Raw genomic sequence first — 20,146 nt, 5'->3', positions numbered from 1 at the left:
GAACGTGGCTGGTCCGTGACCTTTCGTGCGTACGGTGGCGTCTGCAGGGAGTTCCTGACTCGCTGTCAAGGAACTCTTGGCGGAAATTGGTCTGTGTGGTTATCAGATCGGTGACGACATCGGCGTTGTCACCACCCGCGCATCCGCGACCGCACACACTGGCGATGTGCCCGCCGGGCTTCGGCGGACACTGGTGCAGGGTTCAAGACAGGATGGGCAACGACTGTGATCCGCTGGCGTGATCCACGGGCGCCGCTGGCCGCCGCAGGGGCGGCAGGAGTGGTGGCGTTCGCCGCCACGCTCCTCGCGGGCGGGCCGGCCCTGCTGACCGGGGCCGTGGCCGGAGGCGTGGCGGCCCTCGTCGCCGCCGCCTCGCTGCTGGGGGTCTCGCTCAGGTCGGCCGAACACCGCTCGACGGCGATGGCCGCGCGCTGGATGGGCGGCGGCGCGGTCGTGTGGGCCGCGGGTGTGGCGCTGCGCTCGGTCGCCACGAGCTTCGTCGTCGGCTTCGCCGACCTGTTCGTCCTGCTCGGCACCGTGATCATCGCGGGCGGCGCGCTGATCGCCGCCGACCGCAGGTTCCCGGCCAAGGTCGTGCTGAGGCATCTCACGGACGCGTACCTGTGCGCGGCCTCGCTCTTCCTCATCGGCTGGGTGGTCGCGCTGCGCCACTACTACGAGGACACGGGCGACGCGCCCACGTTCACGTTCGCCATGGTGCCGCCGATGATCGCGTTGCTCGTCACCTGCGGGGTGATCCCCTCGGTGCTCAACAGCAGGGCGGGCTCCTGGCTGCTCGGCCTGGCCGGGGTGGGCGTGCTCGCCACCATGACCGTGGGCGGGCTGTCGGCCGCCATGGCCCGTCTGTCCGGCGAGCAGCCGCCCATGACGACCGTCATGCTCGTGCCGGTGGCGCTGCTGCTGCTGGCCGCCGTGCCCTGGGGGCCGCGGGCGCGGCCGGTGGGCGGTCCGGTCGTGCGCAACGTGGTCGCGATGATGCCGCTCGCGCTCGTCGCCGTGGCCGCCTGCACGCTGCTGGCCCACCTCGCGGGCTCCCGCGCCGCGCAGCCGGTGACCGGCGTCGTGGTGGTCGCGGTCTCCGTGGTGCTGCTCCTGCTCGTCCGCCTGTTCGTGCTCTCGGCGGCCTCCATCCGGCTGCGCGGCCTGGTCTCGCTGGGCGAGCGGCAGCTCAGGGAGCTGGCCGAGAGCACCGGCGACGTGGTGCTGCTGTGCGACTACGAGGGCGTGGTCCACCAGATCGGCGCCGGCGTCGAGGTCACCTACGGCTACCCTCCCGAGGACCTGGTCGGCGGCTCGATCTTCGACTACATCCACCCCGAGGACGTCCCCGGCATCCAGGCCGCGATGCGCGCCATGACCACCGACGAGGAGGGCGCCGCGCCGGGCGCCTGCATGATCGCCTGCCGGGTGCGCGCCGCCGACGGCACCTGGCGGCCCACCGAGTCCGTCGCCACCCGCCACATCGGCGGCGACGACCTCATGCTCGTCACCACCCGCGACGTCAGCGACGAGGAGGCCCTGCGCAACCAGGTCGCCCACCTCACCTTCCACGACGGCGTCACCGGGCTGCCCAACCGCGCCTACTTCGAGGAGCGCACCCGCGAGGTGCTGTCGGGCCGCACGTCCGGCAACGTCGCGGTCATCTTCCTCGACCTCGACGGGTTCACCTCGGTCAACGACTCGGTGGGGCACGCCAGCGGCGACTACCTGCTCGGCCAGGCCGCCCGGCGGCTGCGCGGGGCCGTACGCGCCGACGACACGCTGGCCCGCTGGGGCGGTGACGAGTTCGCCGTGCTCGTGGAGACCGGCGGCGACGCGCAGATGGCCGTGGACATGGCCGAGCGCCTGGTACGCGCGGTCTCCCAGGAGCCCTTCCGGGTGGCCGACCGCGACGTTGCACTGACCGCGAGCGTGGGCGTGGCCTTCACCGAGGACGGCCTGCCCGCCGGCGACCTCATGCGCAACGCCGATGTGGCGATGGCGCGTTCCAAGGAACTGGGCGGCCGCCGGGTCGAGGTGTTCGCCGCGCAGATGCACGCCGACGTCGTGCGCCGCCTGGAGCTGGCCGCCGACCTGCAGCGGGCGCTCATCGAGCAGCAGTTCGCCATCGAGTACCAGCCCGTGGTCGATCTGGCCACGTCCCGGGTGACCGCGGTGGAGGCGCTGGTGCGGTGGTGGCGGGGCTCGGTGTTCGTGCCGCCCGAGCAGTTCCTCGGCCCGGCCGAGGACACCGGGCTGATCGTGCCGCTGAGCGAGTGGATCCTGCGCGAGGCGTGCCGCGAGGTGGCCGCCTGGCGGGCCTCGTCCTGGGACATCGGCCTGTCGCTCAACCTGTCGGCGCGGCAGATCACCGCCCCCCGGTTCGTCGAGACCGTCGAGCAGGCGCTGGCCGAGAGCGGCCTGCCCGCCTCCGCGCTCACCCTTGAGGTGATCGAGGAGATGCTCGTCGAGGACGCCGAGGAGACCATCAAGCGGCTCTCGGAGCTGCGGGCGCTGGGCGTGCGCCTGGCGATCGACGACTTCGGCACCGGCTACGCCTCCCTCGCCTTCCTCCGGCAGCTCCCGGTCGACATGATCAAGATCGACCCGTCGTTCGTGTCCGGGCTGGGCAGGGACGACACGCTGACCCTGCTCACCCGGACGATCGTGCGGCTCGGCCACGACCTCGGGCTCACCGTGGTGGCCGAGGGCATCGAGCGGCCGGAGCAGCTGGAGCTGCTGCGCGAGATGGGCTGCACCAGGGGGCAGGGTTTCCTGGTGGCACGTCCCATGGCGGCGCGCGGCGTGGACAGCCTGATGCGGACGAGTCTCACCGTTTGAGACTCGTGTCCCGCCAAGTTGACACCGGGGCGTTCTGAGCGGCTATGGTGTAAGCCATGCTTCGCAGTGAGATTCTCGTAGTACTTCGCCGGCGCGCAGGCCGATAGCGAAGCACTCCGACCTGCGCGCCGCCCCACACCCACCTCCGCCGGTGGGACGGGGCATTTTTTATGTCCTTAAGTGAGTAGCCACGCAAGGAACGAGCCGATGACCGAACGGATGACAGGTGCACAGGCCCTGGTGAGGGCGCTGGAGCACGTGGGAGTCGACACCGTGTTCGGGATCCCGGGCGGCGCGATTCTGCCCGCCTACGATCCCCTCTACGACTCGACCAAGGTCCGGCACGTGCTTGTACGGCACGAGCAGGGCGCCGGCCACGCGGCCGAGGGTTACGCGCAGGCCACCGGCAAGGTGGGCGTGTGCATGGCGACCAGCGGCCCCGGGGCCACCAACCTGGTGACGCCCATCGCCGACGCCTTCATGGACTCGGTGCCGATCGTGGCGATCACCGGCCAGGTCGCCGCGCCGATGATCGGCACGGACGCCTTCCAGGAAGCCGACATCTCCGGCATCACCATGCCGATCACGAAGCACAACTTCCTGATCACCGATCCGGCGGACATCCCCCGCACGATCATGGAGGCGTTCCACATCGCCTCGACCGGCCGTCCCGGCCCGGTGCTGGTGGACATCTCCAAGGACGCCCTGCAGGCCCAGACCACCTTCAGCTGGCCGCCTGTCATGCAGCTCCCGGGCTACCGCCCGGTCACCAGGCCGCACTCCAAGCAGATCCGCGAGGCCGCCAAGCTGATCGCCGAGTCGCGCAGGCCCGTCCTGTACGTCGGCGGCGGCGTGCACAAGGCCGGTGCGTCGGCCGAGCTCCTGCAGCTCGCCGAGCTGACCGGCATCCCGGTCGTCACCACCCTGATGGCGCGTGGCACGTTCCCGGACAGCCACCCCCAGCACATGGGCATGCCGGGCATGCACGGTAGCGTCTCGGCCGTGGGCGCCCTGCAGAGATCCGACCTGATCATCGGGCTGGGCGTGCGCTTCGACGACCGGGTGACCGGCAACCTGTCCTCGTTCGCGCCGCAGGCCAAGGTCGTGCACGCCGACATCGACCCCGCCGAGATCTCCAAGAACCGGCACGCCGACGTGCCCATCGTGGGCGACTGCAAGGAGGTCATCAGCGACCTCGTCGGCGCGATCCAGGCCTCGGGCCAGAAGGGCGACTACACCGACTGGTGGACCGTCCTGAACGGCTACAAGGAGACCTACCCGCTGGGCTACGAGACCTTCGAGGACGGCACGCTGGCCCCCCAGTACGTGATGGAGCGGCTGAGCGCCATCGCCGGGCCCGACGCGTACTACGTGTCGGGGGTCGGGCAGCACCAGATGTGGGCCGCGCAGTTCATCGACTACGAGAACCCCGGGACGTTCATCAACTCCGGCGGTCTCGGCACGATGGGCTTCGCCGTCCCGGCCGCCATGGGCGCCAAGATGGGCCGGCCGGAGGCCACAGTGTGGGCCATCGACGGCGACGGCTGCTTCCAGATGACCAACCAGGAACTGGCCACCTGCGCCCTGGAGGGCGTGCCGGTCAAGATCGCCGTCATCAACAACGGCAACCTCGGCATGGTCCGCCAGTGGCAGACGCTCTTCTACGAGGAGCGTTACTCCAACACCGACCTGCAGACCGCGCGTCGCATCCCCGACTTCGTCAAGCTGGCGGAGGCCTATGGTTGTGTGGGCCTGCGATGCGAGCGCGCCGAGGACGTCGACGCGACCATCAGGAAGGCCATGGAGATCAACGACGTGCCGGTCGTGATCGACTTCGTCGTCCATCAGGACGCCATGGTGTGGCCCATGGTCGCGGCCGGCACCAGCAACGACGACATCAAGATCGCCCGGGACATGGCGCCGAAGTGGGAGAACGAGGATGACTAGGAGCGACCGATGAGCAGGCACACGCTGTCCGTGCTCGTGGAGAACAAGCCGGGCGTTCTCGCACGTGTTTCCGCGCTGTTCAGCAGGCGGGGGTTCAACATCGACTCGCTCGCCGTCGGGCCCACCGAGCACGACGACATCTCGCGCATCACGATCGTGGTGAGCGTGGAGGAGCTGCCCCTTGAACAGGTCACCAAGCAGCTCAACAAGCTGGTCAACGTCCTGAAGATCGTCGAACTGGACCCGTCGCAGTCCGTTCAGCGCGAGCTCATGCTGATCAAGGTCAAGGCCGACGCCGAGAACCGGTCGCACGTGCTCGAACTCGTCAATCTTTTCCGCGCGCGCTGCGTGGACGTCGCGGCCGACGCGGTGACCATAGAGGTCACCGGCACTCCCGACAAGCTTGAGGCGTTCGTCAAGGTCCTTGAGCCGTTCGGGATCAAAGAGCTCGTCCAGTCGGGCATGGTGGCCATCGGCCGCGGCGCCCGTTCCATTACCGACCGGTCCCTCAGGGCACTGGACCGTACCGCCTGAAAGGTTCTACAGAAGTGACCGAGATCTACTACGACGACCAGGCCGACCTGTCGATCATCCAGGGACGTCATGTGGCCGTGCTGGGGTACGGCAGCCAGGGCCACGCCCACGCGCTCTCCCTGCGTGACTCCGGCGTCGACGTGCGCGTCGGCCTCCCCGAGGGCTCCAAGAGCCGCGAGAAGGCGGAGAACGACGGGCTGCGGGTCGTCACCCCGGCCGAGGCGGTGGAGGAGGCCAACCTCACCATGATCCTCGCGCCGGACCACATCCAGCGCCACCTGTACGCCGAGCACGTCGCCCCCAACCTCGTCGAGGGCGACGCGCTGTTCTTCGGCCACGGCCTCAACATCCGCTACGGCCTCATCGAGGCGCCCGAGGGCGTCGACGTCTGCATGGTCGCCCCGAAGGGCCCGGGCCACCTGGTCCGCCGCCAGTTCGAGGCCGGCCGCGGCGTCCCGTGTCTCGTCGCCGTCGAGAAGGACGCCTCCGGCAAGGCCCTGGACCTGGCGCTGTCGTACGCCAAGGGCATCGGCGGCACCCGCGCCGGCGCGCTGCGCACCACCTTCACCGAGGAGACCGAGACCGACCTGTTCGGCGAGCAGGCCGTGCTGTGCGGCGGCGTCTCCGAGCTGATCAAGGCGGGCTTCGAGACCCTCATCGAGGCCGGCTACCAGCCCGAGGTCGCCTACTTCGAGTGCCTCCACGAGATGAAGCTCATCGTCGACCTCATGTACGAGGGCGGCATCTCCAAGATGTACTGGTCGGTCTCCGACACCGCCGAGTACGGCGGCTACACCCGCGGCCCGCGCGTCATCACCGACGAGACCCGTCAGGAGATGCGCCGCATCCTCGGCGAGATCCAGGACGGCACCTTCGCCCGGCAGCTCGTCGAGGAGTTCGACGGCGGCCAGAAGGACTTCACGCGCTACCGCGAGGAGCTGGCCGAGAACCCGATCGAGAAGACGGGCGCCAAGCTGCGTCCGATGATGAGCTGGCTCAAGGGCTGACCTTCGCGCCGCACGTCGCCCGCCCGCTGCACGGTCAGCGGGCGGGCGATGTCTTTTCCCCGACTTCGGGGGGTTTCGGGCGGTCCGATGGCATGATGCCGGGATGCCCTTCGATCACAACGATCACTACCACCGGGCGATGGCCCGGCTCGTGCCCGGAGGAGCCCGTACGGCGCTCGACGTCGGCTGTGGCACCGGGCGCTTCGCGCGGCGGCTCGCGGGCCTCGGGATCGAGGTGGACGCGGTGGACCCGGCCCCGGAGGTGATCGAGGCCGCCTCGGCGTCGCCGGTGGACGGCGTGCGGTTCGTGTGCGCCGACGTCACGCGCATGGAGCTGCCCCCGGGGCGCTACGACTACATCTCCTGCCTGGCCAGCCTGCACCACATGCCGTTCGGGACGGTGGCGGCCCTCCGGGACGCGCTGGCGCCCGGCGGGGTCCTGGCCGTCCTCGGGTGCTACGCGGAGCGGACGACGGCCGACTTCGTCTGGAGCCTGGCGGCCGTACCGGCGAACGCGGCGGCACGGGTGGCGGTGGCGGCGGGGGAGCGGGCGGGAGGGCGGGACGGAGGGCGACGTGCCGTACATGTGCCCGCGCCTGTACGGCCGCCGGAGATGTCCCTGGAGGAGGTCCGGCGGGAGGCGGCGTCGCTGCTCCCCGGCTTCTCCCTGCGCCGGCGGCTCTTCTGGCGTTACCTGCTGACCTACCGCAAGCCGTCCTGACCTTCACCACGGTGAGCGCGGTCTCCGGAGGTGAGGGCCCAGGCGGCGATGGCGGCGGCGACCGTGGCCGGGGCGATGAACGGCGTGAGCGGGTGGTGCAGGCGTAGCGCCAGGGCCGCGATGACGGCGCCGGAGACCACGCAGAGCACCACGCCCAGCGGGCGCAGCACCCCCGAGCGCGGGCCGACCGCCCGGCCCGCCAGGCTGGTCAGCGTGCCCGTGAGGTAGGTGGTGGACAGCCCGGGGCCGCCCGCCCAGCGCGTGACCGCGCTCTGCAGGCCCATCGCCGTCCCCGAGGCGGCGATCAGCGCCGGACGCGGCAGCACGTGCGCCGCCCATCCGGCCGCCACCAGCACCAGCAGCGCCAGCTCGGCGAGCAGCACCGCCAGCGGACGCGCCGGCACCGCCGCCGGCGGATCCCGTCCCGCGGACGGGGTGCGGCCCAGCAGGGTGAAGCCCGCGGTCAGGCCCAGGCAGAACGTGGCCAGGGCGAGGCCCGAGCGGATGACGTGCGAGGTGTCGCCGGTGCCGATGGCCAGGCCGAGAAGGACGATGTTGCCGGTCATGTTCGCGGTGAACACCTGGCCGAGCGCAAGGAAGCTCAGCGCGTCGACGGCCCCTGCCGCGAGCGCCAGAGCGAGCATCGAGAACCGTCCGAAACGCATACTCCGAGCACTATAGCGGTTACTCTACGTAATTAGTCAATGAGTCGGGTGTTATCGGGTCCGTCTAGAGATCCCCGTCCGGTCTTGGGGTTCGGCGGGGAGTCTTGAAGCCCCCGTGAAGCGTGATAATAATACCGGTATAGTTATCGCGCCGAGGGCTGGGAGGCCGCTGTGATCACGCTCAAGACCGCCGGGGAGATCGACGCCATGCGGGAGGCTGGCCGCGTCGTGGCCACCGTGCACGCCGCCGTCAGGGAGCGGGCCGCCGTCGGGGTGTCGCTGCTGGAACTCGACGAGGTGGCCCGCGAGGTCATGCACGAGGCGGGGGCGCGGTCGTCGTTCCTGGGCTACCATCCGTCGTTCGGGGCCATGCCGTACCCGGGGGTGGTGTGCACGTCCGTGAACGGGGTCATGCTGCACGGGTTGCCGACGCCGTACCGGCTGCGCGACGGCGACCTGCTGAGTGTCGACTTCGGCGCGCACGTGGACGGCTGGCACGCCGACGGCGCGGTCAGCTTCTCCGTCGGGCGCGCGCGGGCCGAGGACCTGAAGCTCGTCCAGGTGGCTGGCGAGACGCTGGCGGCGGGCATCGCGGCCGCCGTGCCCGGAGGCCGGATGGGCGACATCGGCCACGCGATGTCGCTGGTCGGCCGCGGCGCCGGCTACGGCATGCAGAACGACTTCGGCGGCCACGGCATCGGCCGGGCCATGCACGAGTCGCCGTTCGTGCCCAACGAGGCGCGCGCCGGACTGGGACTGCGGCTGCGTCCCGGCCTGGTGATCGCCATCGAGCCCAGCCTGATGGCGGGCGGCGACGACGAGTACCGCATGGCCGAGGACGGCTGGTCGGTGTGCTCCGGGGACGGCAGCAGGAGCGCCCACGTCGAGCACACGGTGGCCATCACCGCCGACGGCCCGGTGGTTCTCACCCTCCCCTGAGAGGACGCGTCAGCGCGGGGTCACGGCGGAGCCGGATATTCCTCTGCCGCGTACACCTGTCGGTCAAGAAGGGCGGGCCGTGTCATCCCTTCCCTCATGCCGCGTGTTTGCGCAGGTAAAGACAGAAATACCGGCGTTTGTTGAAAGAGGGCCTAGGGCAAATCTCCTCCCGATAGCTACGGAGAGTAGTCGATAGGTATCAAGGAGAATCGATATGTTCAGACAAGGGCTCATCCTGGCCGGGCTCGTCGGCGGGATGGTCATGGTCGGCGGCTCGGCTCTAGCGGCGACCCCTCACATGGCCTTCGTCCCTCACTCCGACGAGGACCCGGGCCGGGTTCTCTTCGTCTGCGGTGACGAGAACATCTTCGCCCGTGGCGAGGTCGACAACAGCACCAGCGGTGTGCTCGTCCTCGAGACCGGCGACATCCTGAGCCAGATCCTCGGCATCAAGAGCAAAGACACGAAGTGCGCTGTCAGCTGACGTAATTCCTCAGCGGCTGAACTGCGTGACCGAGGGGTCCGCCCGTCCGGGCGGGCCCCTTTGCCGTGCCGCGACGCGGCGTGGCCTGTGCCGGTCCCCCGGTCGAGGGGGGGCGGGCCCGGCCGCGGTCCGGTGTGCGGGGGGACGTGCGGCGCGGGCCCGCCGGGAGGGAGCGTGCCGGGCATTCGGTGGGACGACCGGCTTGGGGGTGTGGCCGGTGACGGCCCGGCGCTCCCGGGATCTGGGGGTTCGCCTCGGCGTTGACTCCGAATTCTGGCGCGCCTGTGTCGGCTATGTAGTGAAAATGTGGACTATATCTGGGGCTCCAGGTGATCGGATCGTGATCACCTCTGTCGAGCCGGGGCGGCCCCCATGCGTCGGAGGCCGCCAGGCCCTCTACCGGGCCGCTAGCACTGGGCCGGCTTGAGCCACGAGCACTCCAGGTCGCCCGCCGTTCCCTGGTCGGCGGCCTTGAGCTGGGCGGTGACGTCGGTCGCCGTCGCCCGCGAGAACTGCGCGAGCCGTACGGCGATCTTGTCCTCGATGTCCTTCGGCGAGCCGGACAGGAACTGGTTCAGCATGATGGAGAAGACCAGCGGCTCGCCCTCGGCGCTGGTCACGTAGCCGGACAGCGAGGTCACGCCGGTCAGCGAGCCCGTCTTGGCGTGCACGTTGTTCGCCGCGGGGGTGTTCCGCATCCGGCTGCGCAGCGTGCCGCCGGTGAAGCGGTCGGCGTTGCCGGCGATGGGCAGGGCCTCGTACCAGGTGCTGAACCACGGCTTGGTCCGTACGGCGGTCAGCAGCTGCACGATCGAGTCCGGCGAGAAGCCGTCCCGGCGCGACAGCCCGGAACCGTCCCGCATGTTGATCACCTGGACGCCGTTGGCCTTGGCGAAGTCCGTGGCGACCTTGAGGCCGGCCGACCAGGTGCCCTGGTTCGCGGCCTTGCGGCCCATGGCCTTGGTCAGGATCTCGGCGTGCATGTTGTTGCTCAGCTTCAGGAACGGCACCAGCAGCTCGCTCAGCGGCATCGAGTCGTGCCTGGCCAGCTCGGCCGCCCCGGCGGGGGCCGCGCCCGTCGCCGTCGGCCCGAGCACCCGTACGCCGTGCGCGGCCAGCGCCTTGCGGAACAGCGTGGACACGTACGCCGTGGGGTCGTCCACCGCCATCCACTCCTGGTACGGGTCCGCGACCGTGCCGGTGATCACGACCGTCCGGGAAGCGTGCTGCCGTTCGATGAGCACGTCGGTCTCGGCGCCCACGGTGGCCTTGTTGACGATCTTCAGGTAGTCGGTCTCCGGGGTCGTCGAGACCTTGACCTGGCCGCCGTCGGCCTCCACCGAGACGATCACCGAGCCGGCGTCGTAGTCCCGGTCGGGGGAGGCGGTCAGGGCGGAGATCGGCGCCGCGTAGTAGGCGGTCTCGTCGTCCCAGGCCCAGTCGGTGCCGAGCCGCTGGCCGTCGAACCAGGTGTCGTCGGCGATCAGCTTGCCCGTGACGACCTTGACGCCGGATGCGGCGACCTTGGCCGCCAGCGCGTCGTAGTCCTCGGCGAGCATGGTCGGGTCGCCGGTGCCGCGCAGCACGAGGTCGCCGGTGAGCACCGAGCCGACCTTGCGGCCGGCGTTCAGCACGGTGGTCGGGAAGCGGTAGTCCAGGCCGAGCGTCTGCACCGCCGCGGCCGAGGTGAACAGCTTGGTGTTGGACGCCGGGGTCAGGAGCTTGCCGGCGTCGGTGGCGTAGAGCTGCTCGCCGTTCGCGGCGCTCTTCACGACGACGCCCGCCCGGCCGATCGTGAGCCGGGAGTCGCCGAGGATCTGGTTGATGTCCTGGGTCAGGTCGGCCACGCCGGGCGAGGGGTCGAGGGCGACCGCCGGTGTGGAGGGGCCGGACGCCCACGCGAGTGCCGCGACGAGCGTGCCCGCGAGGAGGGAGGCTGAGGTGCGCCGCATGTGGTCTCCAAGGGACTGGGGGATCGCATGTGAGCATGAATCAGCGCAGTCGCCGTGTAATCCGCAAATATCCGTATTTCTGGGGCGAGCTCCGGCGGCGCGCCGTGTCAGACGGACGAAATGTCCGAGGCCAGCAGGAAGCCGCAGTCGCCGAAGGAGATCTCGTCGCCCGACTTCACCCGGGCGGGCCCCACCAGCCGCCACCCGTTGAGCCGGGTGCCGTTGAGCGAGCCGAGATCGACCAGCATCCAGCCGCCGTCGCCCTCCCGCCGCAGCTCGGCGTGCACGCGCGACACCGTCAGGTCCGACAGGACGAGATCGCAGGCCGAGCCCCGGCCGACGACGTAACGCAGCCGGTCGTCGTCCGGCAGGGCCAGCCGGGGCAGCCGTGGCCGCCGCCAGGCCGACTGGAGCCGGGTGGTGAACTCCGACATCGACGAGACCGCGTCCGTGAGCCGCTGCCTGATCGTCGCACGTCGCGGCAGGTCGGCGACCAGTTCGTCGAGCTCGTGCTGGTTGCGCGCCCGCAGCGCCTGGTCGACCCGGCCGACGAAGGTGTCGTGGGAGATCCGGCCCTCCACGGCCCGGTGCTTGAGCTCGTCGATCGCACGGTCGCGTTCCCCGTCGGAGGCGCGGAACGGCGGTTGTGTGGAGCTCATGTCCCGAGTATCGGCCTGAACGGCGTTCCGTGTCCAGAATACGCGGATCGGTTGCGGTGGCCATACTCGGTATGCATACTCAGTATTCATGTCGATCAGACACGGACTGCTCGCTCTGCTGAGCAGCGCGCCGCGCTACGGCTATCAGCTCCGGGTGGAGTTCGAGGCGTCGACGGGGGCGACCTGGCCGCTCAACATCGGCCAGGTCTACACGACGCTCTCCCGCCTGGAACGTGACGGCCTGGTGGCGCCCGGCGGCGCCGACGAGCAGGGCAGAGCCGTCTACACGATCACCGAGGCCGGTCGGGAGGAGCTGGAGCGATGGTTCAGCACCCCCGTCGACCACTCCGACCGGCCTCGGGACGAACTCGTCATCAAGATCGCTATGGCCGTCGCCGCCACCGACGTGGACGTCGGCGAGGTCATCCAGGCCCAGCGGATGGCGGGCATGCGCACGCTCCAGGACCTGACCAGGGCCAAGAGGGCCACGGGGGGCGGTCTCGCCCAGCGGCTCGTCCTGGAATCGATGATCTTCAAGGTCGAGGCCGAGCAGCGCTGGCTTGACCACTGCGAGGCCGTTGTCAAGGAGAAGAACCAATGACTGTGGTGGAGCTGCGGGACGTGACCCGCGAGCACGGCCAGGTGCACGCCCTGCGCGGCGTCAGCCTGGAGGTGGGGCAGGGGGAGCTCGTCGCGGTCATGGGCCCGTCGGGCTCGGGCAAGTCGACCCTGCTCAACCTGGCCGGCGGCCTCGACCGGCCCACGTCGGGAGCGGTCCTGATCGAGGGCCGTGACCTGGCCGGGGTCCGCGACCTGGCCGCGCTGCGACGCGGCAGCGTCGGGTACGTCTTCCAGGACCTCAACCTGATCCCGTCCCTGACGGCCGCCGAGAACGTGATGCTGCCCAGGGAGCTGGACGGCGTCCGCGCCGCCCAGGCCCGCCGGGAGGCGCTGGCCGTCCTGGCCGACGTGGGTGTGGACCAGATCGCCGACCGGTTCCCCGAGGAGCTGTCCGGCGGCCAGCGCCAGCGCGTGGCCATCGCCAGGGCCCTGGTCGGCGAACGGCGGCTGCTGCTGGCCGACGAGCCGACCGGCGCCCTCGACACGGCCACCGGCGACGAGATCCTGCACCTGCTGCGCGAGCGCTGCGACGCGGGCGCGGCGGTGCTGCTGGTCACCCACGAGCCGCGCTACGCGGCCTGGGCCGACCGGGTGGTCTACCTGCGCGACGGCCTGATCGCGGAGGCGTCGGCGGTGCGGCTGGAGAGCTCTCGATGAGCGCCTTCCTCGCCGCCCTGCGCGTCTCCAGGCGGAGCGCGTGGCGGGCCAAGGGCCGTACCGCGCTGATCATGGTGATGATCGGGCTGCCGGTGCTGGTGATCACGGCGGTGCTCACCGGGGCCGCCACGACCAACATCACCATGCAGGAGAGGGCCGTGTCGGAGATCGGGGCGGCCGACGCCCGCCTGTCCACCTTCTCGTTCCGCCTGCCGGTCAAGCAGAACTACGACGGCTACTCCGCGTACCAGAGCCAGAGCACCGGCCCGATGCGGCCGTGGACGACCGCCGAGATCAACACGCTGCTCCCCGGTCGCCTGCTGCGCTACCAGGAGAGCGTGGTCAACGTCCGGCTGCCCGACGGCTTCAATATGGCGGACGTCCTGGAGATCGACCTGCGCGACCCGATGACGGCCGGGATGCGCCCACTGAAGCAGGGCCGGTTCGCCACCGCGCCGGGGGAAGTGGCGATCTCGTCGAAGATGGCCGACAGCGGCGTCCGGGTGGGCGACACGCTCGTCACGCGGCGGCCGGAGCGCACCGTGAAGGTGGTCGGCGTCGTCGAGAACCCCAACAGACCCGGCATCCTTGAGCTGGTCGCTCTGCCGGAGGGCCTGCTCCAGCGCCAGAGCGACGGCAACAGCAGCGGCTGGCTCGCCGACACCGCCGTTCCCGTCATGTGGTCGAAGGTGCAGCAGCTCAACCGGGCGGGCCTGGGCGTCGCCTCCCGCGCGGTGCTCGACGCCCACGCGGGGGACGACTCCCGCTTCGACGGCCCGGTAAACACACGGGACCTGGTCCAGGTCGGCGTCGCGATCGTGCTCGTCGTCATGGAGACCGTGCTGCTGGCCGGGCCGGCGTTCGCCGTGGGGCTGCGGCGGCGGCGCAGGGAGCTGGCGATGATCGCCGCGCAGGGCGGGTCGGCGCGGCATCTGCGCATGATCGTGCTGGCCGACGGCCTGGTGCTCGGCGGCGCGGCGGCCGTGCTCGGGGTGGTCCTGGGCATCGGCCCCGGCCTGCTGGTCGAGTCGATCGCGGCCAGGGAACTGGACTGGACGCACGGGCCGGCCGACGTGCCCTGGCTGCCGGTGCTCGGCGTGGCGGTGCTCGGCCTGGTCAGCGGGCTGGTCGCGGCGATCGTGCCCGCGGTGCAGGCGAGCCGGCAGAACACCGCGCTGGTGCTGGCCGGGCGGGCCGCCGAGGTCCGGGGGCGGGCCCGGCGTCCCGTGCTCGGGGTCGTGCTGCTGCTGGTGGGGCTGGGGGCGACCGGCTACGCCATGACCAGGGGCGTGGTGTCGATGACGGCGGCCTTCGTGCCGTTCGTGCTCGGCGTGGTCGCGTTGATGCCGTGGCTGGTCCAGGCCACCTCGCGGATCGCCGTCAGGCTGCCGCTCGCGCTTCGCCTGTCCGTGCGCGACGCCGCGCGCCACCGCGTCCGTACGGCCTCCGCCGCCGCGGCCGTCATGGCGGCCACCATGGGGGCGGTCACGCTCGGCATCGGCAGCAGTAGCGCCTACGCCCACCGGGAGGAGATGAACGTCTCGGTGTTCCCACTGGGCAGCACGGTGATCGGCGGCGCCACGGCGATGGACGACCAGACGTGGACCCGGCTGAAGCAGGCCGTCCGCGTTCGCTTCCCCGGCACGGAGATCGTCACCGGACATGAGGTGACGGACGCCAAGGGCCGGACCATGTGGTTGACCCTGAACGGGACGTGCGGGACGGAGCTGTGCTCACCGTGGGTCCACGACCGTCCCCCGATCGGCGGCGCCGACCTGCTCGCCTTTCTCCAGAAGCGCCGTGACCCGCAGGCGGCCGCCGCGCTGGCGGCGGGCAAGGCCGTGGCGTTCAGCCCGGACGTGGTGCGCGACGGCATGATCGAGGTCTCCGTCGACCGCCAGGACTCGACCACCCGCTCGACCATCAGGACCATCCGGATCCCGGCCGTGTTGTCCACCGGGGCCGAGCCCCGTCAGGCGGGCGCCATGATCCCGCCGCAGGCGCTGACCAAGGCCGGGTTCGGCGTGGTCGAGCGGCTGCTCTACACCGCGTCCCCGCCGCGGGACGAACGGCGCATGGAGGCCGACCTGCGGGGCGAGGTGAACGGCAACCTGTTCCTCTACGCCGAGCGGGGGATGGGGGAGGAGCGCGCCTTCGTCCTCATGATCCTGCTCGGTGCGGCGCTGACCCTCGTGCTCGGGGGCACGTTCGCGGCCACGGGGCTGGCGGCGGCCGACATGCGTCCCGACCTGAACAACCTGTCGGCGGTCGGCGCGGCGCCCCGGGTGCGCAGGCTGGTGGTGGCCGCCCAGGCCGCCTACATCGCGGGACTCGGCGCGGGAGTGGGCCTCCTGGCCGGATGCGTCGCCGGGGTGGCGGCGACCTGGCCGGCGACCAGGGAGGGCAACGCCGGCTCGCAGCCCTTCCTGGACGGTCCCACCATGATCGACATCCCGTGGCTGTTCCTGGCCGCGCTCGTGCTGGGGCTGCCGCTGGTCGCGGCCCTGGTGGCCGGGCTGTTCACCCGGACGCGGCTGGTGCTGGCGCGGCGGGTGGCCTGAGCCGGTAGCGCAGCGTCACCAGCACGGACAGGAAGATGATCAACGCCGGGACCGCGGTCTGCCCGATGAGGACCGCGGTCACGGCGCTGTCCGGCTGCTGGACGGGCGTGCCCGCGTCGGACTCGACGAAGCCGCCGATCGACAGGATGATCCCGAAGATCAGCGCGCCGAACGAGCTGACGCCGCTCTCGATGGCCGTCCACAACCCGGTCAGCACGCCCGCCCGCCGCTTGCCGGACTCGGCCGCGTCCGTGGCGACCACGTCGGCCAGCATCGAGAAGAGCATGAGCTCGACCCCGGCGATCCCGATGCCGACCAGCAGGATGGTCAGGTGGGCGTACAGGGGGCCGAACAGCGGGGTCGCCATGGCCGCCGCCGTGCCGCCGCCGAACAGCAGCGCGGCCAGGATCATCGCGCCGCGCTTGTCGAAGCGCCGGGCCAGCCACACCCACAGCGGCATGGTCAGCAGCATCGGCCCGACCAGCGCGGCGAAGAGCGTCTGCGTGCTCTTGGGCGACCCCAGCGTGTACGACGCGAAGTACGGCGCCGCGGCCAGCATCATGCTGACGGCCAGCATCTGCAGGCAGGCCATGACGGTCAGCCACAGGAACGCCCGGTTGCCCCTGATCGCGGCGAACTGCTCGCGCCACCCGCCGTGGTCGGCCTCCGGGGCGCCGGTCATGGGGGCGCGGGCGGTGCCGAAGAAGGAGCCGAGCATCGAGGCCAGCAGGATGAGCGCGATCGTCAGGCCCATCAGCCGGTAGCTGCCGAGCGTGCCCTCCTCGCCCTGGCCGGTGGCGATCATCGGGGCCAGCACGCCGCTGATCGCGGTGGCCGCGCCGATGAAGACCATCCGCCACTGCAGCAGTGAGGTGCGCTCGTGGTAGTCGTCGGTCATCTCGCCGGGCATGGCCTTGTACGGCACCTCGTACAGCGCGTACGCCGTGGCCGTCGCCATGAAGCACAGCCCGACGTACAGGGCGGCCGGGACGCCGGTCAGCGGCGGCCCGGCGAAGACGAGGAAGAAGGCGACGGGCAGCGTCAGCGACCCGGCCAGCAGCCAGGGGCGGCGCGGTCCCATGCGCGAGACGGTCCGGTCCGACCACCGGCCGACCAGCGGGTTGATGATCAGGTCCCAGACCTTGGGGGCGGTGACCACGACGCCGGCCAGCCACGCGGGCACCGCCAGAAAGTTGGTCATGTAGTACAGCAGGAGCAGGCCGGGCACGGCGCTGACCGTGGCCGTGCAGAAGGAGCCCACGCCGTAGCCGAGGCGCACGCCCCTGGAGACCGTGGGCGCGCTCACCGGCGTTGTGATCATGAGCCTTATTCAAGCCGAGCGAGAGCTTGTTCGGTAGGGCCCAGTTTCCCGGGCCCCACCGGCGGCCACTCCGGAACGGCGGCTACTCCCGGACGTTGGCGCACACCACGTGCGCGCCGATCTCGATCATCCGGCGCTCGCTGCGCGCGTCGGCGACCCTGGCCATGAGGATCGGCGCGCCGCTGGCCGCGAACTGCGGCAGGCGGGCGCGGACCAGCCGGTGCAGGTCGCGGACGACGTCCTCGGCGGCCGACATGTGCACCTTCACGTGCAGCATGATCCCGGTCGCCCCGGACGCGGTGCCGGCCTCGGAGATCCACACGTGGTGCACGAGCGGGAAGTCCGCCAGCAGTTGCGCGATGGCCTGCCGCAGCGCCGGCAGGATCGGGTGCGTGCACCGGCGGTAGCCGGGGTCCACCTGCTGCATCGGCCCCGACAGGTGGGGCCGGGGCGCGGGCACCCACGGCAGCGCGGGCGCCTGCGGCGTCGGCGGGGCCGCCTGCGCCATCGCGGGCACGCGCGAGACGGTGGCCATCGCGCCCGTCGCGTAGGCGGCGGGCACCGCCCCCGACAGCACGGGCGTGTGCCCCGAGCGCGTGCCGGTGAGGAAGCGCTGGAGATCGTCGATGGGCACGGCCGCGGCTGCGGGGCCGGCGGCGTCGATCACGATCTCCCGCACGCCGGTGACGCGCTGGATGTCCAGGATGGTGTCGGCGTCGCACACCGAGAGGGAATGGCTGCCTCGGTGCCGGGCATAGGTCGTAGGGCTGGTGTAACCGAGCAGAACCCGGTCACCCGCCTGGGTCGTCCCAAGGACGACCGATCGATCTGGTCGCACTGCCACCAGGACTCCACCGTCGGCGAGGGCCGCCAGCAGGCGATGGGGCGTGCCATGCTGTGCGAGCACGTCGGCAAGCGCAGGATTCCCGATGCTCATATGACGAACCATAGGTAGTCGGCCACGGCTTATCAGGCTAATGGCGAATAAATCTTCCGATCAAGACAAAGATGTATGCGAAGTGGATGACTTTGCCGCGACGGGGGTAGCCGGAGCCGCGTCCGGGAGCCCGTGACGCCGGGCGGGTCGTCTCAAATCGTGGGTCCCTCGTGAACGCGTTCACAAGCGCGGATAGACTCAGAGAGATCCGAGGGACCCATCGACGTGTCCCTCCAGCCCGCCGCATGCCCCTAAGGATCCACGCCTGTGAACAAGCCCGTCGTTCTGGTCGCAGAGGAGCTGTCCGAGGCCGGCCTCGCCGTGCTCGGCGCCGATTTCGAGGTCCGCCACACCGACGGAGCGGACCGTTCCCAGCTTCTGCCCGCCCTCGCCGACGTGGACGCCCTGATCGTGCGCTCCGCCACGCAGGTCGACGCCGAGGCCATCGCCGCCGCGCCGAAGCTGCGCGTGGTCGCCCGCGCCGGCGTCGGCCTCGACAACGTCGACGTCGAGGCCGCCACCAAGGCCGGTGTCATGGTCGTCAACGCGCCGACCTCCAACATCACCAGCGCCGCCGAGCAGACCATCGCGCTCATCCTGGCCAGCGCCCGCAACACGGCTCAGGCCCACGCCGCGCTGAAGAACGGCGAGTGGAAGCGCTCCAAGTACACCGGCGTCGAGCTGGACGAGAAGGTCGTCGGCATCCTCGGCCTCGGCAAGATCGGCCAGCTCGTGGCCCAGCGGCTCCAGCCGTTCGGCGTCGAGCTGATCGCCTACGACCCCTACCTGCCGCCGGCCCGCGCCGCGCAGATGGGCGTCAAGCTGCTCAGCCTCGAAGAGGTGCTCAAGCAGGCCGACTTCATCACCGTGCACCTGCCGAAGTCGAAGGAGACCCTCGGGCTCATCGGCGACAAGGAGCTGCACGAGGTCAAGCCGTCCGTGCGGATCATCAACGTGGCCCGCGGCGGCATCGTGGACGAGGCCGCGCTCTACTCGGCGATCAAGGAGGGCCGCGTCGCGGGCGCCGGTCTCGACGTGTTCGCCAAGGAGCCGTGCACCGACAGCCCCCTGTTCGAGCTGGACCAGGTCGTCGCCACGCCGCACCTCGGCGCCTCCACGCACGAGGCCCAGGAGAAGGCCGGCACGCAGGTCGCGCGGAGCGTGAAGCTGGCGCTGGCGGGCGAGTTCGTGCCCGACGCGGTCAACGTCCAGGGCGGCGCGGTGGCCGAGGACGTCAAGCCGGGCCTGCCGCTGGCCGAGAAGCTGGGCCGGGTCTTCACCGCCCTGGCCGGCGAGGTCGCCACCAAGCTCGACGTCGAGGTCCGCGGCGAGATCGCCTCCCAGGACGTGCGGGTCATCGAGCTGGCCGCGCTCAAGGGCGTGTTCGCCGACGTGATCGAGGAGCAGGTCACGTACGTCAACGCGCCGCTGCTGGCCAAGGAGCGGGGCATCAGCGTGGAGCTGGTGACCAGCTCCGAGAGCCCCGACTGGCGCAACGTGGTGACCCTGCGCGGCGTGCTCGCCGACGGCCGGCACGTCTCGGTCTCCGGCACGCTGTCCGGCCCCCGGCAGATCACGAAGATCGTCGAGGTCAACGGCTACGAGATGGAGATCGAGCCGACGGCCCACCTGTCGTTCTTCACCTACACCGACCGTCCGGGCATCGTGGGCGTGGTCGGCCGGCTGCTCGGCGAGGCCGCCGTGAACATCGCCTCGATGCAGGTGGCCCGTGACGTCAAGGGCGGCAAGGCGCTGATCGCGCTGACCGTCGACTCGGCCATCCCGGCCGCCGTGATCGACCAGATCGCGGCCGAGATCGGCGCCGAGAGCGGCCGTTCGGTCGACCTGGAGGACTGACCTCCGCCGCCGCGGGACCGACCCCCAGATCTGGGGAAGGCCGTCACCTGGACCGTTCCGGGTGGCGGCCTTTTCTTGTCTCAGAATGCGAGATAGTAGGACATCCAACGAGACAGCCAAACCGCCGCCGGGTACCGTGGATGGAAATGCGCCAGGTGCTCGTACTCATTACCTGCCGCGGCGGGGCCTGTTAGGGCAGCCGACGACCCGCCGCGGTGAGTGGTGACGTCGTCGGCCGGTCAGTCCCTTTTCCTTCGCCCGGTCCGTGACCCGGATCCGCGAGAGCAGGCCCGGTCGGATTCGCGACCGGGGTCCGACGCCCCCCTTTGGAACGCGCCCGCGAAACGAGATGAGCGACATGTACGAGATGTATGCCTGGAACCGTACCGAAGAGAACGAGAACGAGGCCGCCGAGGCCCTGCAGACCGCCCTGGACCGCAGGG

Annotated in this window: 16 protein-coding genes; 11 read left to right on the top strand and 5 right to left on the bottom strand. The window is 70.8% G+C overall.

What is annotated here, in order from left to right:
* Window positions 1-225 precede the first annotated feature (225 nt).
* From AB0J97_RS06305 to AB0J97_RS06285, 5 genes are all read left to right on the top strand, one after another.
* The gene (locus tag AB0J97_RS06305; RefSeq protein ID WP_364085167.1) at window positions 226-2,841 is read left to right on the top strand and encodes a sensor domain-containing phosphodiesterase; all 2,616 of its coding nucleotides are present in this window, start codon (window positions 226-228) and stop codon (window positions 2,839-2,841) included.
* Between the two features lie 180 nt (window positions 2,842-3,021).
* Window positions 3,022-4,788 (top strand): acetolactate synthase large subunit, encoded by a 1,767-nt coding sequence (locus tag AB0J97_RS06300; RefSeq protein WP_357697567.1) that lies wholly within the window; start codon window positions 3,022-3,024, stop codon window positions 4,786-4,788.
* Between the two features lie 9 nt (window positions 4,789-4,797).
* A complete protein-coding gene (gene ilvN, locus AB0J97_RS06295; protein ID WP_352318972.1) occupies window positions 4,798-5,322 on the top strand; it encodes an acetolactate synthase small subunit in 525 nt (174 codons plus the stop codon).
* A gap of 23 nt (window positions 5,323-5,345) precedes the next feature.
* Window positions 5,346-6,329 (top strand): ketol-acid reductoisomerase, encoded by a 984-nt coding sequence (gene ilvC / locus AB0J97_RS06290; protein WP_125637313.1) that lies wholly within the window; start codon window positions 5,346-5,348, stop codon window positions 6,327-6,329.
* 103 nt (window positions 6,330-6,432) lie between these two features.
* Complete coding sequence (locus tag AB0J97_RS06285; RefSeq protein WP_364085162.1) at window positions 6,433-7,050, top strand: class I SAM-dependent methyltransferase; 618 nt, start codon at window positions 6,433-6,435, stop codon at window positions 7,048-7,050.
* Here the strand turns inward: AB0J97_RS06285 and AB0J97_RS06280 are convergent.
* Window positions 7,032-7,715: a YoaK family protein gene (locus AB0J97_RS06280; RefSeq protein ID WP_364085159.1), complete on the bottom strand. Its 684-nt coding sequence runs from the start codon at window positions 7,713-7,715 to the stop codon at window positions 7,032-7,034. The genes AB0J97_RS06285 and AB0J97_RS06280 overlap by 19 nt on opposite strands.
* 171 nt (window positions 7,716-7,886) lie before the next feature.
* On the opposite strand from AB0J97_RS06280, the gene map reads away from it, so the two are divergent.
* On the top strand, window positions 7,887-8,654 hold the full coding sequence (gene map, locus AB0J97_RS06275) for a type I methionyl aminopeptidase (RefSeq protein WP_364085156.1): 768 nt from the start codon (window positions 7,887-7,889) through the stop codon (window positions 8,652-8,654).
* A 214-nt stretch (window positions 8,655-8,868) separates the two neighbouring features.
* The gene (locus AB0J97_RS06270) at window positions 8,869-9,138 is read left to right on the top strand and encodes a hypothetical protein (RefSeq protein ID WP_352318980.1); all 270 of its coding nucleotides are present in this window, start codon (window positions 8,869-8,871) and stop codon (window positions 9,136-9,138) included.
* Window positions 9,139-9,545: 407 nt separating this feature from the next.
* Here AB0J97_RS06270 and dacB read toward each other — a convergent pair whose 3' ends face one another.
* Complete coding sequence (dacB, locus tag AB0J97_RS06265; RefSeq protein WP_364085153.1) at window positions 9,546-11,090, bottom strand: D-alanyl-D-alanine carboxypeptidase/D-alanyl-D-alanine-endopeptidase; 1,545 nt, start codon at window positions 11,088-11,090, stop codon at window positions 9,546-9,548.
* Window positions 11,091-11,197: 107 nt separating this feature from the next.
* Entirely contained in the window at window positions 11,198-11,749 is a 552-nt protein-coding gene (locus tag AB0J97_RS06260; RefSeq protein WP_364085150.1) for a DUF1707 and FHA domain-containing protein, read from the bottom strand.
* Window positions 11,750-11,837: 88 nt separating this feature from the next.
* On the opposite strand from AB0J97_RS06260, the gene AB0J97_RS06255 reads away from it, so the two are divergent.
* The 3 genes from AB0J97_RS06255 to AB0J97_RS06245 are packed head-to-tail and all read left to right on the top strand — an operon-like array spanning window position 11,838 to window position 15,588.
* Entirely contained in the window at window positions 11,838-12,350 is a 513-nt protein-coding gene (locus tag AB0J97_RS06255) for a helix-turn-helix transcriptional regulator (RefSeq protein ID WP_357697579.1), read from the top strand.
* Window positions 12,347-13,027, top strand: coding sequence for an ABC transporter ATP-binding protein (locus AB0J97_RS06250; RefSeq protein ID WP_364085147.1), 681 nt, complete (start codon window positions 12,347-12,349; stop codon window positions 13,025-13,027). The genes AB0J97_RS06255 and AB0J97_RS06250 overlap by 4 nt, the downstream gene beginning before the upstream one ends.
* Window positions 13,024-15,588, top strand: coding sequence for an FtsX-like permease family protein (locus tag AB0J97_RS06245; RefSeq protein WP_364085144.1), 2,565 nt, complete (start codon window positions 13,024-13,026; stop codon window positions 15,586-15,588). The genes AB0J97_RS06250 and AB0J97_RS06245 overlap by 4 nt, the downstream gene beginning before the upstream one ends.
* On the opposite strand, the gene AB0J97_RS06240 is transcribed toward AB0J97_RS06245, so the two are convergent.
* Together AB0J97_RS06240 and AB0J97_RS06235 are read right to left on the bottom strand one after the other, a co-directional pair.
* On the bottom strand, window positions 15,548-16,909 hold the full coding sequence (locus AB0J97_RS06240; protein WP_364085142.1) for an MFS transporter: 1,362 nt from the start codon (window positions 16,907-16,909) through the stop codon (window positions 15,548-15,550). The genes AB0J97_RS06245 and AB0J97_RS06240 overlap by 41 nt on opposite strands.
* An 82-nt stretch (window positions 16,910-16,991) precedes the next feature.
* Window positions 16,992-17,633, bottom strand: coding sequence for a hypothetical protein (locus AB0J97_RS06235; protein ID WP_364085140.1), 642 nt, complete (start codon window positions 17,631-17,633; stop codon window positions 16,992-16,994).
* A 480-nt stretch (window positions 17,634-18,113) separates the two neighbouring features.
* Between AB0J97_RS06235 and serA the strand changes: the two genes are divergently transcribed.
* Window positions 18,114-19,703: a phosphoglycerate dehydrogenase gene (serA, locus tag AB0J97_RS06230; protein WP_357697589.1), complete on the top strand. Its 1,590-nt coding sequence runs from the start codon at window positions 18,114-18,116 to the stop codon at window positions 19,701-19,703.
* Window positions 19,704-20,146: the final 443 nt, after the last annotated feature.

The sequence above is a fragment of the Nonomuraea sp. NPDC049607 genome, from assembly GCF_040675375.1.
Taxonomy (GTDB): Bacteria; Actinomycetota; Actinomycetes; order Streptosporangiales; family Streptosporangiaceae; genus Nonomuraea.
The sequence above is the reverse complement of the archived record's forward strand: the minus strand, read 5'-3'. Positions and strand labels throughout refer to the sequence as shown.

Coding starts and splice junctions, on each gene's coding strand:
- ilvN (WP_352318972.1), top strand. CDS start 4,798: ATGAGCAGGCACACGCTGTCCGTGCTCGTGGAGAACAAGCCGGGCGTT.
- AB0J97_RS06250 (WP_364085147.1), top strand. CDS start 12,347: ATGACTGTGGTGGAGCTGCGGGACGTGACCCGCGAGCACGGCCAGGTG.
- AB0J97_RS06255 (WP_357697579.1), top strand. CDS start 11,838: ATGTCGATCAGACACGGACTGCTCGCTCTGCTGAGCAGCGCGCCGCGC.
- dacB (WP_364085153.1), bottom strand. CDS start 11,090: ATGCGGCGCACCTCAGCCTCCCTCCTCGCGGGCACGCTCGTCGCGGCA.
- AB0J97_RS06240 (WP_364085142.1), bottom strand. CDS start 16,909: ATGATCACAACGCCGGTGAGCGCGCCCACGGTCTCCAGGGGCGTGCGC.
- AB0J97_RS06285 (WP_364085162.1), top strand. CDS start 6,433: ATGCCCTTCGATCACAACGATCACTACCACCGGGCGATGGCCCGGCTC.
- AB0J97_RS06270 (WP_352318980.1), top strand. CDS start 8,869: ATGTTCAGACAAGGGCTCATCCTGGCCGGGCTCGTCGGCGGGATGGTC.
- AB0J97_RS06245 (WP_364085144.1), top strand. CDS start 13,024: ATGAGCGCCTTCCTCGCCGCCCTGCGCGTCTCCAGGCGGAGCGCGTGG.
- AB0J97_RS06260 (WP_364085150.1), bottom strand. CDS start 11,749: ATGAGCTCCACACAACCGCCGTTCCGCGCCTCCGACGGGGAACGCGAC.
- AB0J97_RS06280 (WP_364085159.1), bottom strand. CDS start 7,715: ATGCGTTTCGGACGGTTCTCGATGCTCGCTCTGGCGCTCGCGGCAGGG.